At 70.9% G+C, this 14356-nt stretch carries 11 protein-coding genes; 9 read left to right on the top strand and 2 right to left on the bottom strand.

The window, feature by feature from the left end; translation table 11 throughout:
* Window positions 1–7: 7 nt before the first annotated feature.
* Window positions 8–877 (bottom strand): alpha/beta hydrolase, encoded by an 870-nt coding sequence (locus NQU54_RS30260; RefSeq protein ID WP_257633826.1) that lies wholly within the window; start codon window positions 875–877, stop codon window positions 8–10.
* Between the two features lie 326 nt (window positions 878–1203).
* Between NQU54_RS30260 and NQU54_RS30255 the strand changes: the two genes are divergently transcribed.
* The 5 genes from NQU54_RS30255 (at window position 1204) to NQU54_RS30235 (ending at window position 7312) form a co-directional block, all read left to right on the top strand.
* Window positions 1204–2016: a response regulator transcription factor gene (locus NQU54_RS30255; protein ID WP_257633825.1), complete on the top strand. Its 813-nt coding sequence runs from the start codon at window positions 1204–1206 to the stop codon at window positions 2014–2016.
* A gap of 23 nt (window positions 2017–2039) precedes the next feature.
* Complete coding sequence (locus NQU54_RS30250; RefSeq protein WP_100806597.1) at window positions 2040–3062, top strand: LacI family DNA-binding transcriptional regulator; 1023 nt, start codon at window positions 2040–2042, stop codon at window positions 3060–3062.
* Between the two features lie 870 nt (window positions 3063–3932).
* A complete protein-coding gene (locus tag NQU54_RS30245) occupies window positions 3933–5042 on the top strand; it encodes a S1C family serine protease (protein ID WP_257633824.1) in 1110 nt (369 codons plus the stop codon).
* Window positions 5043–5156: 114 nt separating this feature from the next.
* A complete protein-coding gene (locus NQU54_RS30240) occupies window positions 5157–5894 on the top strand; it encodes a response regulator transcription factor (protein WP_257633823.1) in 738 nt (245 codons plus the stop codon).
* Window positions 5891–7312: a sensor histidine kinase gene (locus NQU54_RS30235; protein WP_257633822.1), complete on the top strand. Its 1422-nt coding sequence runs from the start codon at window positions 5891–5893 to the stop codon at window positions 7310–7312. Before NQU54_RS30240 ends, NQU54_RS30235 begins: the two co-directional genes overlap by 4 nt.
* Window positions 7313–7992: 680 nt before the next feature.
* On the opposite strand, the gene NQU54_RS30230 is transcribed toward NQU54_RS30235, so the two are convergent.
* Window positions 7993–8277, bottom strand: coding sequence for an RNA recognition motif domain-containing protein (locus NQU54_RS30230; protein ID WP_257633821.1), 285 nt, complete (start codon window positions 8275–8277; stop codon window positions 7993–7995).
* A gap of 801 nt (window positions 8278–9078) precedes the next feature.
* On the opposite strand from NQU54_RS30230, the gene cseB reads away from it, so the two are divergent.
* The 4 genes from cseB (at window position 9079) to NQU54_RS30210 (ending at window position 14202) form a co-directional block, all read left to right on the top strand.
* Window positions 9079–9864 (top strand): two-component system response regulator CseB, encoded by a 786-nt coding sequence (gene cseB / locus NQU54_RS30225; protein WP_257633820.1) that lies wholly within the window; start codon window positions 9079–9081, stop codon window positions 9862–9864.
* Window position 9865: 1 nt separating this feature from the next.
* Window positions 9866–11206: a sensor histidine kinase gene (locus tag NQU54_RS30220; RefSeq protein ID WP_257633819.1), complete on the top strand. Its 1341-nt coding sequence runs from the start codon at window positions 9866–9868 to the stop codon at window positions 11204–11206.
* 181 nt (window positions 11207–11387) lie between these two features.
* A complete protein-coding gene (locus tag NQU54_RS30215; protein WP_257633818.1) occupies window positions 11388–12410 on the top strand; it encodes a D-alanyl-D-alanine carboxypeptidase family protein in 1023 nt (340 codons plus the stop codon).
* Between the two features lie 208 nt (window positions 12411–12618).
* Window positions 12619–14202 carry a S1 family serine peptidase gene (locus tag NQU54_RS30210; RefSeq protein ID WP_257633817.1) on the top strand — a complete coding sequence of 528 codons (1584 nt, stop codon included), beginning with the start codon at window positions 12619–12621 and terminating at the stop codon, window positions 14200–14202.
* The last annotated feature ends 154 nt before the right edge of the window (window positions 14203–14356 follow it).

Raw genomic sequence — 14356 nt, 5'->3', positions numbered from 1 at the left:
ACGCCGCTCAGGCGTTGGCCGCGGCCCAGTCGGCGATACGGGTCAGCAGGGCGGGGGAGGCGGCGGTCTCGGCGTGGCCGAAGCCCGGTTCGATCCACAGCTCCGAGGTGGCCGGGTCCGCCGCCGACGCCAGCATCCGCGGATGGTCCAGCGGGAAGTACGGATCCCGGTCGCCATGCACGATCAGCAGCGGCGTCGGGGCGATCAGCGGCGCCGCGGCCACCGGGGGCAGCGGATCGACGTCCCAGCCGCGGGGGTCGATCCGGGTGCCCAGCCCGTAGCGGGAGACCAGCCGTCCGGCCGGCCGGGTGACCGCCCAGTGGACCCGCCGCATGGGCGCGGTGCCGCGGTAGTACCAGCGGGCGGGTGCGCTCACCGAGACCACGGCGTCGGGCGCGGCGCCGTCGGCGGCCTCGCCGGGAGCGGTGGTGGGTTCCCCGTTCGCTCGGTCCGTGCGCCCCGGCGAGCGCCCTGTGCGCTCCCCGTGGGGTATGTCTTGCATCGGCCGGATTTGATCGTTCTTCCCGGACAGCGCCGCCTGCCGGATCACCACCGAGCCGCCCATCGAGAAGCCGACCGTGGCGACCCGCCGATGTCCGAGCCGTCGCGCCCAGCGCACCGCGGCGGCCAGGTCCAGCACTTCGCGATCGCCGACCGTGGACCGTCCGCCGGACCTGCCATGGCCCCGGAACGAGAATGTGATCACGGCCGTGTGCTGGTGAAACGCCGAGGCCACCCGCCGTAGCGCGGGGCGTTCGAGGGCGCCGGTGAACCCGTGCCCGACCACCAGCGCGAGCCGGCCGGAGGGTTCGGTCCCGGATGCCGGGGAAGGTTCGTACCGCGCCTCGATCGAGACCCCGTCATCGGTCAGCAGCATGGCCCGTTGTCCTGCCGCGGCGGTCGCGGAAGGACAACGGGGAGCAGATTGAGCCTCTCCGGCACATGTCATGTGGGTTATTCTGCTGTGAAGAGGATCCGGGCAACGTAGCCCCCGGGTCCTTTTGTGCTTTCGGGGCGTGGTGCGCGTTTGAGCGCACCGTCGCTCCAAGGGCGCGGACGTAACCGTACGAAGTAGTAGCCGCAGACTCCCCCGGGCGCTGCCCGGGAGGTGCCCCTCTCGCACAGGGACCGAGGAGGAACCGACGTAATGGGCGAGCGAAGCGTGCACGACCTCGAGATCACGGCCGGGGCAGGTGATGGACGATGAGTTCCCTCCTGCTGCTGACCAATGCACTCCAGCCCTCGACGGAGGTGCTCCCCGCCCTCGGCCTCCTGCTGCACAGCGTGCGGGTGGCCCCCGCCGAAGGCCCGGCCCTGGTGGACACCCCGGGTGCCGATGTCATCCTGATCGACGGCCGCCGCGATCTGCCGCAGGTGCGCAGCCTGTGCCAGCTGCTGCGGTCCACCGGCCCCGGCTGTCCGCTGATCCTGGTGGTGACCGAGGGCGGGCTCGCCGCCGTCACCGCCGACTGGGGCATCGACGACGTCCTGCTGGACACCGCGGGCCCGGCGGAGGTCGAGGCCCGGCTGCGGCTGGCCATGGGCCGCCAGCAGATCACCACCGACGACAGCCCGATGGAGATCCGCAACGGCGATCTCTCGGTCGACGAGGCCACCTACAGCGCCAAGCTCAAGGGGCGTGTGCTCGATCTCACATTCAAGGAGTTCGAGCTGCTGAAGTACCTCGCCCAGCACCCCGGCCGGGTCTTCACCCGGGCGCAGCTGCTCCAGGAGGTCTGGGGCTATGACTACTTCGGCGGCACCCGTACGGTGGACGTTCACGTCCGGCGGCTGCGCGCCAAGCTGGGCCCGGAGCACGAGTCCCTGATCGGCACCGTGCGGAACGTGGGCTACCGTTTCGTCGCCCCGGAGAAGGTCGAGCGCGCTGCCGAGGAGGCCCGGGTCAAGGCGAAGGCGCGGGACGCCGGAGTGGGCGACGCCGCGCGGGGAGAGCACCCCGAAGGGGCCGCAGGCTCCGAGGCGAGGGCAGCTGCCGCACGACCGGCCAACAGCTAGCTGGACCCGCGTAGACTTCGCGCGTGGCCAAGGTGACGCGGGATGATGTGGCAAGGCTTGCGGGAACGTCGACCGCGGTCGTGAGTTACGTCATCAATAACGGACCCCGGCCGGTCGCCCCGGCCACGCGCGAGCGGGTGCTCGCCGCGATCAAGGAGCTCGGCTACCGGCCGGACCGCGTCGCGCAGGCGATGGCGAGCCGCCGGACCGATCTCATAGGGCTGATCGTCCCGGACGCGCGGCAGCCGTTCTTCGCGGAGATGGCGCACGCCGTAGAACAGGCGGCCGCCGAGCGCGGAAAGATGGTGCTGGTCGGCAACTCCGACTACCTCGACGAGCGCGAGGTCCACTATCTGCGCGCCTTCCTGGGGATGCGGGTGTCCGGGCTGATCCTCATCAGCCAGGGCCCCAGCGAGAACGCGGCGGCCGAGATCGAGGCGTGGGACGCCCGGGTGGTGCTGCTGCACGAGCGACCCGAGGCGATCGACGACGTGGCGGTGGTGCTGGACGACGTCGGGGGTGCGCAGCTCGCGGTGCGGCATCTGCTGGAGCACGGCCATGACTACGTGGCCTGCCTCGGCGGCACCGAGATAACCCCGACCGTCGGCGACCCCGTCACCGACCACGTCGAGGGCTGGCGCCGCGCGATGCACGAGGCGGGCCGGCCCACGGAGGGGCGGCTCTTCCAGGCCCCGTACAACCGCTACGACGCCTATAAGGTCGCCCTCGACCTGCTCGCCGGCCCCGACCGGCCCCCGGCCATCTTCTGCGCCACCGACGACCAGGCGTTCGGGGTGCTGCGGGCGGCGCGCGAACTGCGGATCGAGGTTCCCGCGGAGCTGGCGGTGGCAGGCTTCGACGATGTGAAGGAAGCCCACCTCACCGACCCCCCGCTGACCACGGTCGGCTCCGACCGCCCCGCGATGGCGCGCGCCGCCGTCGATCTGGTACTGGAGGACGGCGTCCGCCTCGCCGGCTCCCGCCGCGAACGGGTCAAACAATTCCCCTCGGCGCTGGTGGTCCGCCACTCCTGCGGTTGCGCGTAGCGCCGCTACCCGAGTCGGGGCCCTGGGGGCCCCGACGGCCCTTGTCGTCGTCGCAGACGGCCCGGTTGACCCTGCGGGCGGGCGCTCGCCTTGGCAGCCGAGCCCGTGCCGCACGGCCCCCGTGCGGCACGGCCCCCGCGCCGGGCGGGGCCGTGCCCCCGCAGACCCCGCGCCCTGCGGTCGGTGTGCACCTTCGGGGCGGGGCGTCTGGGGTGGAGCGTCCGCCATGCCCCGCCCGCCCTGCGGGGGCCGCGCCCCCGGCGAGCCCGCGCCCTGCGGTCACCTTCGGGGCGAGCGTCCGCCCTGCGCCGAGGCTGGCGCTGAGGGGGCGCGACTTCCCCGTTCCGCAGCCGGGCTTTGCCGCCCTTCGGCCGCGGCCGCGAGGGACGGGCCCCGACCGGCCCGCCTCGTTCCCCGCTGCCCGTGTGCTGCGCGGGCGGCGGCGGTGCCCCCACCGAGCTCTCGTCCTCCGGTGAGGCCGTGTGCTGGCGGTGGGGCGTCTGCCTTCGGCGGGGCTGGGACTCTGCGGCCGGGCGCCTTGCGGGTTCCGTCTGCTGACGGGCGGCTCGCGGGCCCTGCGGCCGTGCCCTTATGGGCGGTGCGCGGTGGCCCGGCTGCCTTATGGCGTGGTCCGTAGCGTTGCGGGCAGTTCTGCGGGCGGCGCCCGTGCTCGCGCCCTGCGGCCGTGGCCTTATGGGCGGTGCGCGGTGGCCCGGCTTGCCGTCGCCGTTCGGCGGGGCCCCGAGGACGCCGGGGCCCTGGGCGGGGCCCCAGTGCTGCCCGGGGCCTTATGGCGGGCATATGGACTTCTGGTGGGGTTCTTAGCGGGTCCTCAGGGGACTCTCATACTTCGGTCGCACAGTCATAGACATGACGGACAGCACACGCCGCAGCGGCGCAGACGAGCCCTATCCCTACTCGTACGGCGGTGGTGCGGGGTATCCCGATCCGCCCGCGTATCAGCCGCAGCCGCCGGTCACCACGCCGTCCGGGGTCACCGTGTGGCCGGGTGGCGACAGCGGTGGCAGTGGCGGCGGTGGCGGGGACGAGGGGGGCGCGTTTGCGGGCGAGGGGGCGCACGGTGGCGGAGGGCGGCGCAGGGCGCGGGTCCCGCGGCCGGTCGCGCTGATCGCGGCCGTGGCGGCCGTCTCGGCGCTCGTGGGCGGCGGGGCGGCCGCGCTGGTCACCAACGCCACCCAGAAGTCCGACACCACGATGTCCACTCCCGTGGTCAACGCCAAGTCCAGCAGCAACAGCGGGGTTTCGGCCGTGGCGGCGGCCGTCAGCCCCAGCATCGTGGAGGTCAGCGCCGGCGGCACCAGCGGGCAGTCCACCGGCTCCGGCGTGATCATCACCAGCGGCGGCGAGATCATCACCAACAACCACGTGGTCTCGGGCGCCGATTCGATCAGTGTGACGTTCAGCGACGGCAGCAAGAAGTCCGCGACGGTCGTCGGCACCGACAGCAAGAAGGACCTCGCGCTGATCAAGGTGGAGGGGGCGAGCGGGCTGAAGCCGGCGTCCCTCGGCGACTCCAGCAAGGTCACGGTGGGCGACCAGGTCGTGGCCATCGGCTCGCCCGAGGGCCTCACCGGCACCGTCACCAGCGGTATCGTCTCCTCGCTCAACCGTGATGTCACCGTCTCCACGGACCAGGAGCAGGGCGGTCAGGGGTCGGGCGGCGGCGGGCAGTGGCCGTTCGAGTTCGGCGGCGGCCGGTACAACGGCGACGTCGGCTCGTCGACCACCACCTACAAGGCCATCCAGACCGATGCCTCGCTCAACCCCGGCAACTCCGGCGGTGCGCTGATCAATATGAGCGGCCAGGTCATCGGGATCAACTCCGCGATGTACTCCTCGGCCTCGGGCCAGAGCTCCGGTGACGCGGGCAGCGTCGGCCTCGGCTTCTCGATTCCGATCAACACCGTCAAGTCCGATCTCGACTCCCTGCGCTCGGGCGGCAGTGGCGGCAACGCCTGACCGACGTGCGAGGCTGGCAGAGCGGCGCCGCACCGCCCGGCGCGGCCCCCGCCCCAGCCCCACCGTCAGCGTCAGTCACGTCACCCGCACCGTCACCGCTAAGGAAATCGACCCATGAGCCCCGACCACGGCGATCAGCCGTCCCGCATCCTGATCGTCGACGACGAGCCGGCCGTCCGGGAAGCCCTGCACCGCAGCCTCGTCTTCGAGGGCTATGCGACCGAGACCGCCGTGGACGGGCTGGACGCGCTGGCCAAGGTGGGCTCCTACGACCCCGAGCTGATCGTGCTCGATGTGCTGATGCCCCGGATGGACGGGCTGACCGCCGCGCGGCGGCTGCGCGCCACCGGGGTGACGCTGCCGATCCTGATGCTCACCGCGCGGGACACGGTGGGCGACCGGGTCACCGGGCTCGACGCGGGCGCGGACGACTACCTCGTCAAACCCTTCGAACTGGACGAACTGCTGGCCCGCATCCGTGCCCTGCTGCGCCGCAGCTCCTACGTGGCCCAGCAGGGCGCGGCGCTGCCCGAGGAGGATGTGCTGACCTTCGGCGATCTGCGGATGGACCTGACGACCCGCGAGGTCGCCCGCGGCGGGCGCCGCGTCGAGCTGACCCGCACCGAGTTCACCCTGCTGGAGATGTTCCTGGCGCACCCCCGTCAGGTGCTCACCCGGGAGCAGATCCTCAAGGCGGTGTGGGGCTTCGACTTCGAGCCCTCGTCCAACTCGCTGGATGTGTACGTGATGTATCTGCGCCGTAAGACCGAGGCGGGCGGCGAGCCGCGGCTCGTGCACACCGTGCGCGGGGTGGGGTATGTGCTGCGGTCCGCGGAGGGCGAGCCCTCGTGAGGTTCCGCACCCTGCCGCTGCGTTCGCGGCTGGCCCTGCTGACCGCGGTGGCGGTGGCGGTCGCGGTGGCGGTGTCCGCGTTCGCGTGCTGGCTGATCGTCCGGGAGCAGCTCAGCGCCCAACTCGACTCGTCCCTGCGCAACGTCAAGGTGGACGAGCGCAATGTGCTGAGCATCCTGGAGGCGTGCCAGAGCCCCGACGGCGCCGACGGCCACACTCCGCACGCCCTCGGCTCGTACTCCGTGCAGATCGTGCTGGCCGACGGGAGCCGCTGCACCCAGCCCGGGGCGACCCAGCTGCCGGTGACCACCGCCGATGTGGCCGTGGCCGTCGGGCAGCGGCCGAACGCGCTGCATGACGCGACGGGCGCGGGCGGCCGGGACATGCGGGTGTTCACCTACCGGCCGACCGAGGGCCCCGGCAGCCCGCTGCCGCGCGGGATCGCCGTCTCGATGGCCCGCCCGCTGAGCGAGGTCGAGCGTCCGCTGGGCACGCTCGCGCTGGTCCTCGCCCTCGTCGCCGGGGGCGGCGTGGTCGGCGCGGGCGCCGCGGGCCTGTGGATCGCCAGGACCGGGCTCAAGCCCGTGGACCGGCTGACCGAGGCGGTCGAGCATGTGGCCCGCACGGAGGACCTGGCCGTCCGCATCCCTACGGAGGGCGATGACGAGATCGCCCGGCTGTCCCGGTCGTTCAACTCCATGACGGCTGCCCTCGCCTCCTCCCGCGACCGTCAGCAGCAGCTGATCGCGGATGCCGGGCATGAGCTGCGCACCCCGCTCACCTCGCTGCGGACCAATATCGAGCTGCTCGCCCGCAGCGAGGAGACCGGCCGCGCGCTGCCGCCCGGTGACCGTAAGGCGCTCATGGGGAGCGTCAAGGCGCAGATGACCGAGCTCGCCGCGCTGATCGGCGATCTCCAGGAGCTGTCCCGCCCCGACGCCGAGCCCGGCAGCGGGCCCCCGCAGGTGATGGCGCTGCACGAGGTGGTACGGACGGCCCTGGAGCGGGCCCGGCTGCGCGGTGTGCATCTCACGATCAACGCCTCGATCGAGCCCTGGTACGTGCGCGGCGAGGTGGCCGCTCTGGAGCGGGCGCTGGTCAATCTGCTCGACAACGCCGTGAAGTTCAGCCCTTCGGGTGGTGTGATCGACGTCGTCCTCAAAAGCGGAGAGGTACGGGTGCGGGACCACGGCCCCGGCATCCCCGCCGAGGAGCTGCCGCATGTCTTCGAGCGCTTCTGGCGCTCCCCGTCCGCCCGCAGCATGCCCGGCTCGGGCCTCGGGCTGTCGATCGTGGCCCGTACGGTCCAGCAGTCGGGCGGTCAGGTGGGGCTGGAACCGGCCCCGGGCGGCGGCACGGTCGCCTGGATCAGGCTCCCGGGTGCGCCTACGGCTCCGCCGGGGATCGACCTCGACTGAGCCCGGACCCCGGCCTGCCTCTCCAGGGCCTGTCCTGCGACCCGATTTTGGAGCTGTGCGCGATAATTCAGAGATCTCTCGGATCGATGTCCCCACGCTCGACCACGATTTCTTCGATCTCGCCGACTGGAATGTCTAGCGCGTCACACGCTTGATGAGAAAATTCAGGGCTGAGTCGACGGCCAGCCCAGGGCTTTCTGCCTCGATCCCAAAAGTTCCCCCGACAGTACGAGCGCATCCGTCGGGATCGTGAGTGCCAGCGGGGACGAGATCGACGCCTCGCTCTGAGGCGTAGGCGCCGATTCGACTCACGAGTTCAGCGGTTTCAAGTCCGGGGAGGGCAACGAACAGGGAGGAGCGAACCTCCCACGTGCTGGTGCGCTTAACACTGGGTTCCCTGTTGTTCACAGCCTGCCCCTCATTTATTACCTAGGTTTCACATGGACCACAGAAGTAGTCGATTCACCCGCTTCACCACCGGGATCGGTGGTGAAGCGGCACGACGTGCTGGGGCGCCGGAAAGAACCGTGTCGCCCGCTGCGCTGCGCGGCGCTGTCGAAGCGATGGTGCTCCACCATGGCGGACGCCTCGCGCTAAACGGCCATGCTCGGCTACATATCGGTTAATTCACCGTTCGTCAACGGCACCCCATGTAGCCACGCATCCCCGGGGTCGCGGTATCAGTTCATCGCTGGGCCGGTTTCTCGGCGTGTGCCACGTGCGGCTGCCCTCGCCTCGGTGACGGTGACCGCTCTGCCGTTCATCCGCGAACCGTCGAGCTGGGTCATCGCCTTCTCCGCCGCCATCTCGTCCATCTCCACGAACCCGAACCCCCGCGAGCGGCCGCTCTCCCGGTCGGTGATCACGGTGGCGTCCAGCACCTCGCCGAACTGCCCGAACAGGGTCGCCAGGTCCTGTGTCGTCGTCTGGTAGCTCAAGTTGCCCACATGCAGTCGTTTGGACATGACCGGCTCTCCTTGTTCTCCGTGGCCCCCAGTAGAGCGAACCGGCTCAATCTTCTCAGTGGGGTATGAAACGGGCCATCCGGGTAGGCTGAACCGGTCATGCGACGGGGGCCACGGCTCAGTGCGGCGTACCGAGCTGCTCCTTGAGGCAACAGCTCCTCCGTACGCCAGAAGTTCGAGGACCAGGAGCCGAACTTCTTGGAATCGCTGGGCGCAGGCGGAGTCCTCGCCCCAACGTCGCCGCCCGCGACGCGGCGTTCAGCGGAGCCGTTGCGGCACCGTGCCTTCCGGCCGCTTCCCGAGCCTGTTCCTGCCTCCCGCGCGGGTGCGGATGCCCGGCTGATACACGACGGAGACACGGTGGAGCGGCGCCCGACACCGGACCGCGACGCCACGGAGATCCGCGCCCCACAGAGTTGACCGCGGGCCCGAACGCCGCGACCGTATCCGCTTTCTGGAGACGACCGTTTCTGGAGACGCCCGGTGCCAACCGCCCGAGCAGCGCTGAGCGGCACCGGGGCGGCGCTGAGGATCCCGGTCCGGGTGGTCCGGTGGTGTGGCACTATCTGCCTGGGTCGACAGACCCGCATGGCATCCAGGTAAGCCGCTTTCGATCACCACCGTGCCGCAGGCGCCGGACCGAAGCAGGACGGCGTCGCTGCGCCGTGCGCGGGCACCGGCGTCGCGGCGGCCCGGCGGCGCTCGAACCGCTTGCGTCCCGCGCGCGAGGGCAGGCGGGCACCGGCCCGGGTGAATCCCGGCGGCGTGATGCTGCCCGCTTCTACCTCCGAAGGGTAAGGAATGTCCGCTTCACCGGTTGGGCACGGCGTTGACCAGGGCACGCAGCCGCCCGTCTCGGTCCTGCTCGTCGAGGACGACGAGGTGATCCGCAGAGCCGTCGAGCTGGCCCTCGGGCGCTACGGCTATCGCGTCGCCGCCGCCGAGGACGGCCTGACCGGCCTTGAGTTGTTCCAGCAGGGCGGGCACGACGTACTGCTCCTTGATGTGATGCTGCCCGCACTGGACGGCATCGGGCTGTGCCGGCGCATCCGCGAGATGAGCACGACCCCCATCCTGATGATGTCGGCACGCGGCGACGCGCTGGACGTCGTATCGGGTCTGGAGGCTGGCGCCGACGACTATGTGGTCAAGCCCGTCGACACCGCCGTCCTGGTGGCACGTATCCGTTCGCTGCTGCGGCGCGCCGCGTTCGTGCCCGGGCATACGGCGGGCTCCGGTGGGGGAGCGACCGCTCTCCCACCGGCCGCCCCGGCACCCGCGGCCGATCCCGGCGAGGGTGCCCGGCTCGCCTTCGGTGACCTGAGCATCGACACGGCGGGTCTGGAGGTGTTCCGGGACGGCAGGCCCGTCGCGCTGACCCCGACCGAGCTGCGCCTGCTGCTGGAGTTCGCCGTCAGCCCCGGTGTGGTGCTCGACCGGCAGACCCTGCTGCGCAACGTATGGGACTACGGATGGGAGGGCGACACCCGGGTCGTCGACCTGTGCGTGCAGCGGCTGCGCCGGAAGATAGGCGCCGACCGCATCGAGACGGTCCGTGGCTTCGGCTACAAACTGCGGAGGAAGTGACGTGCCGTCCGCACCCGCGCTGCTCAACCGCCACTCGCTGCGCTGGAAATTCGCCCTGCTGGTCACGCTCGCCTGCTGCGCCACCGCGCTGACCATCGGAATCCTGGTCCACAACAGCACTCGGGACCGCTCGATGCACGACGGTGCGGTCAAGGCCCTCGACGCTCTGTCCCAAGTGCTGGATGAGTACGAGCAGACCGGCACACCCCCCGTAGGGGCCGTCACGAACACCGAGGTCATGCCCGACCCGCTGGTGCGTCGCCTCCGTTCCTCGCCGCGCCCGGGAAGGGTGCTGCCGGGCAGTGAGATCCCGAAGGCCAGCAGTACGGCGGGCACGGCCCACGACCGCCGTGTGACGGCCGACGAGGAGGTCACCTGGTACGACGGTAACCCCAATCGTCCCAGGATGTGGGCGGCACGGACGTACCACGGCGACCCCTTAGCGACGAGCGTCGACATGACTCCCGACCTGCTCACCCGGCAGGCCCTGGACCGGCACATGTGGAAGTACGCCCTGGTCGCTCTGGCCGTGATCGTCCCGCTGTCGCTGCTCCTGGCGGAGCTGCCCCACCGCAGACTCCGGCACGTCGCACGGACCGCGCGCCGCATCGCCGACGGTGATCTGACCTCGCGGATCTCGGCCGGAGGCGGGCGCGGAGACGAGATCCGGGAGATCTCCACCGCGTTGGACGCGATGGCCGACAGCCTGCACGGGCGTCTGAAGGCAGAGCAGCGGTTCACCGCCGATGTCGCCCATGAGCTGCGTACCCCGCTGATGGGACTGGTCACCGCGAGCGGGCTGCTCGATGAAGGAGAGGCGGCCGACCTGGTCAGGAACCGGGTGGAGGCGCTGCGGACGCTGGTGGAGGAACTGCTGGAGATCTCCCGGCTCGACGCGGGCGCCGAGAGCGCCGAGCTGCGGCCGGTGCCGCTGGCCGAGGTGGTGGCCGACTCGCTGGCACGGACGGGGCTGCCGGTACGGTTCGCCCCGACCGCCGCTCCGCTTGCCGAGACGGATCCGCGCCGGCTCGACCGGATCGTCACCAACCTGGTCGTCAATGCCCATCGGCATGGCGGCGGGCTCGTCGAGGTCCGCGTCACGGCCACCACGGTGACCGTACGCGACCACGGCCCGGGTTTCCCGGCGGAGTTGCTGGCACAGGGACCGCAGCGCTTCCGCACCGGGTCGGTGGAACGCGGCCGCGGGCACGGCTTGGGGCTGACCATCGCGCTGGGCCAGGCACAGGTCATCGGCGCCGGGCTGGACTTCGCCAACGCCCCGGACGGCGGGGCGGTGGCGACCCTTCGCCTTCCGGCGGCCTCCCGGTCCGCTCGTACCTGATCACTCGTACCTGACCACGTCGTACTGTCGCGCGTGTGTCGACACACGGCCGATGCACGACGGACGGCCACGGGAGCGGTGACGGACGCCCCGCCACGGCCCACCTGAGACCCGCACCCCGCACGGTGGATCCCCGTACCCGAACTCGGCGTACGGAGCCCGCCTTTGGAGGTGCCCTTCCATGCCCCCGATCACCGATCACCGCACGGAAACTCTCAGCCTGGTCGGGACCGCCGGTCCGCGCCTGCCGTCGCGCCGGCGATATCCCGGGCCGCGCGTGGCCGCCGCCTGGGCCGCGGGTGTCGTGGCCGTGCTCGTCCTGGTGTGCCTCGCCTACGTACGCACCGACGACCACGGCCCGCAGGTCAGGGCGGCACAGTCCGTCTCCTGGCCGGCGGAGGGGCAGGCGAGTGTCCAGGTCGAGGGCCTGGGCTCGCGGGGCGAGCTGAGTAAGTCCGGTGCGCAGCGGCCGGTGCCGATCGCCAGCGTGACGAAGGTGATGACGGCGTACGTGATCCTGCGCGACTGTCCACTGAAAGCCGGGAGCGCCGGCCCGAGCGCCACCATCGACGAGCAGGCTGCCGACGAGTCCGTCTCGGGTGTGGAGTCCACCGCCCAGGTGAGCGAGGGGCAGCGGCTGAGCCAGCGTCGTCTCCTCGAGCTGATGCTGATCCCGTCCGGGAACAATATCGCCCGGCTGCTGGCCCGTTGGGACAGCGGAACGGAGGACGCGTTCGTCGCGAAAATGAACCGGGCTGCCCGCGACCTGGGTATGCGTCACACCACGTACACCGACGCCAGCGGCATCTCGCCCGACAACACCAGTACCGCGGGAGACCAGTTGAGGCTGGCGCGGCAGGTCATGCGAGACGCGACTTTCCGCTCCGTCGTCGCCAAGCCGGGCACGGAGGTGCCGGGTACCCAGGAGACTCTCCGCAACACCAACACGCTCCTCGGCAGGGACGGGGTCATCGGGGGCAAGACGGGCTCCAGCACCCCGGCGGGGGGCAACCTGATGTGGGCCATCGTCGCACCCGACCGCGACGGACACGACCGGCTTGTCCTCGGCGTCGTCCTCCACCAGCGCGCCGATTCCAGCCCCGAGCAGGGCCTGGAGTCCGCCCTCGACACCAGCCGCACCCTGATACGGGACGTACGCCAGTGGGTGTCGACGACAACGCGCGAGGGCGGTGACGTGACGTGACGCCCCAGGTGGCCTACCGCAGTGTTCCGCGGCTGTCGCCCAGGGCTGATACACAGCTGAGCGGTCGCTGCGAGGCGGCTGATACGCGGGCGAGATGGGCCGGAGGACTCCTCGGCCGAGGATCGGGGCCTGACGGGGGCGGTCGGATGCCGTCTCCTGCGCACACCCGCCGGAGAGCTGCCCGGTGGTAAACGGAATGGAGTCATTCATGCGCAAACCAACCGGCCGGGCTACGGCCGCCGCCCTGGCGACGGTGGCCGCGGTGTCCGCGACCGTGATGGCCGCCCCTCCGGCGCACGCCATCATCGGTGGCCACAAGTCGGCCCACGCGTACTCGTTCATGGGCTCGTTTCAGCCGTCCTTTCCCAAGCCATCGCGTCCGGACGGTCACGGCTGTGGGGTGGAGGTTCTTGCTCCGCGATGGGTCCTGACCGCCAGCCACTGCGCCGGCAACAACCCGACCGAGGCGAAGGTGGGTGTCCCCAAGGGCTGGAAGGTCCGGGTCGGGTCACTAAAACCCTCCTCCGGAGGCGAGGTCGCCGAGGTCGACCACTACTACCGGCTGTCGACCTGGGAGGAGAAACTCTGGGGCAAGGACCTCGCGCTGATGCACCTGAAGACCCCGGTCAAGGCCAAGCCCGTGCGGATCGCCTCGACCAGGCCGAAGGTAAACACCCCCGTCCGCATCATGGGCTGGGGCATGACCTGCGCCAACAGCGTTGAACCGGAGTGTTACCCCAAGCGGCTGCGAGAGGCTGACACCAAAGTGCAGCCGCACTCGGCGTGTGTGACCGAACCGATCGACGAAGAGCTGTGCATCGGCAGCCCCGACGGCAGCGTCTCCGCGGCCAACATGGACTCCGGCGGGCCCGCACTGGTCCGCGAAGGCGGCCAGTGGGCCCTGGCCGGTGTGGTCAGCAGCGGCAATTCCGCCAGGGCGACGAGCTACACCGATGTCACCAAGCACGTCGACTGGATCAAAGGCATCATCTCCGGCACCCATGTGCCCCCCGACAGCGAGATACCGAACATGAAAGGCGCGGTGCAGCTGAGCAACTGTATGGGCTCAGTGGTCCGCACATCCGCCTCCCGGCCAAAGGACCCGGCGCTGATGATGACCAACGGTCACTGCGTAGAGGGAAAGCGGCCCAAGCCCGGAGCCGCGCTGGTGGACCGGCCCGCCGACCGCGAGGTGCCCATCGGCGACCGCCACGGCTACCCCCAGGCCACCGCCCGCGCCAACCGGCTGGTGTACGCGACGATGACCGGCACTGACATCGCCCTCTACCGCCTGGATGCGACCTACGCGCAGTTGGCGGCCAAGGGCGCGAAAGTCTTCAAGCTCGCCTCCACTCCCGTGCACGCGAACGACCCGCTGACTCTGGCCACCGAGCGCATGAACTGCACCGCCGAGGCCGTGGTCCCGCACCTGCGGGAGGGCGGCTACCAGCAGGACAACTCGATCCGCTTCACTGCTGCCAGCAAGGGCTGCGATCCCAGTTACGGCTATTCGGGTTCGGCGCTGCTGGCCCCCGACGATGACACGGTCGTGGGGATTTTCAACACCCACAACGACCCCGACGCCAAGGGCAAGGAGTGCGACGACGACAAGCCCTGCGAGGTGGGGCCGGACGGGGCCGTGACCTCCATGAAGGGCCGTCGCTACGGCCAGCAGACTCACATGATCACGAAGTGTCTGACCAAGGGATCGAAGCTGGATCTGTCCCGCCAGGGCTGCACCCTCACCGGTGCCACGCCCCGCCAGGACCACACCGGCGCCCACTCCCAGTGACCACGACCGGCACAGCGGCGTAGGTGCCCACGAGCGCTGATCCGACCCGCACTACCGGCGGGGCCGCAGGTTCAGGACGTCATCGGCGAACGACTCCAGCGGCCGAGGCTCACGTTCATGACACTGCGGCGACTTGACCTGCCCGCTGATCACC

It is taken from the genome of Streptomyces malaysiensis subsp. samsunensis, assembly GCF_024519315.1.
GTDB lineage: Bacteria > Actinomycetota > Actinomycetes > Streptomycetales > Streptomycetaceae > Streptomyces > Streptomyces malaysiensis.
Note: the sequence above shows the minus strand (reverse complement) of the source record. Positions and strands in the feature narration are given on the sequence as shown.

Bases quoted from the DNA above. Each gene is read 5' to 3' on its own strand.
- NQU54_RS30240 (WP_257633823.1), top strand. From the start codon at position 5,157: ATGAGCCCCGACCACGGCGATCAGCCGTCCCGCATCCTGATCGTCGAC.
- NQU54_RS30245 (WP_257633824.1), top strand. From the start codon at position 3,933: ATGACGGACAGCACACGCCGCAGCGGCGCAGACGAGCCCTATCCCTAC.
- NQU54_RS30255 (WP_257633825.1), top strand. From the start codon at position 1,204: ATGAGTTCCCTCCTGCTGCTGACCAATGCACTCCAGCCCTCGACGGAG.
- NQU54_RS30210 (WP_257633817.1), top strand. From the start codon at position 12,619: ATGCGCAAACCAACCGGCCGGGCTACGGCCGCCGCCCTGGCGACGGTG.
- NQU54_RS30230 (WP_257633821.1), bottom strand. From the start codon at position 8,277: ATGTCCAAACGACTGCATGTGGGCAACTTGAGCTACCAGACGACGACA.
- NQU54_RS30215 (WP_257633818.1), top strand. From the start codon at position 11,388: ATGCCCCCGATCACCGATCACCGCACGGAAACTCTCAGCCTGGTCGGG.
- NQU54_RS30260 (WP_257633826.1), bottom strand. From the start codon at position 877: ATGCTGCTGACCGATGACGGGGTCTCGATCGAGGCGCGGTACGAACCT.
- cseB (WP_257633820.1), top strand. From the start codon at position 9,079: ATGTCCGCTTCACCGGTTGGGCACGGCGTTGACCAGGGCACGCAGCCG.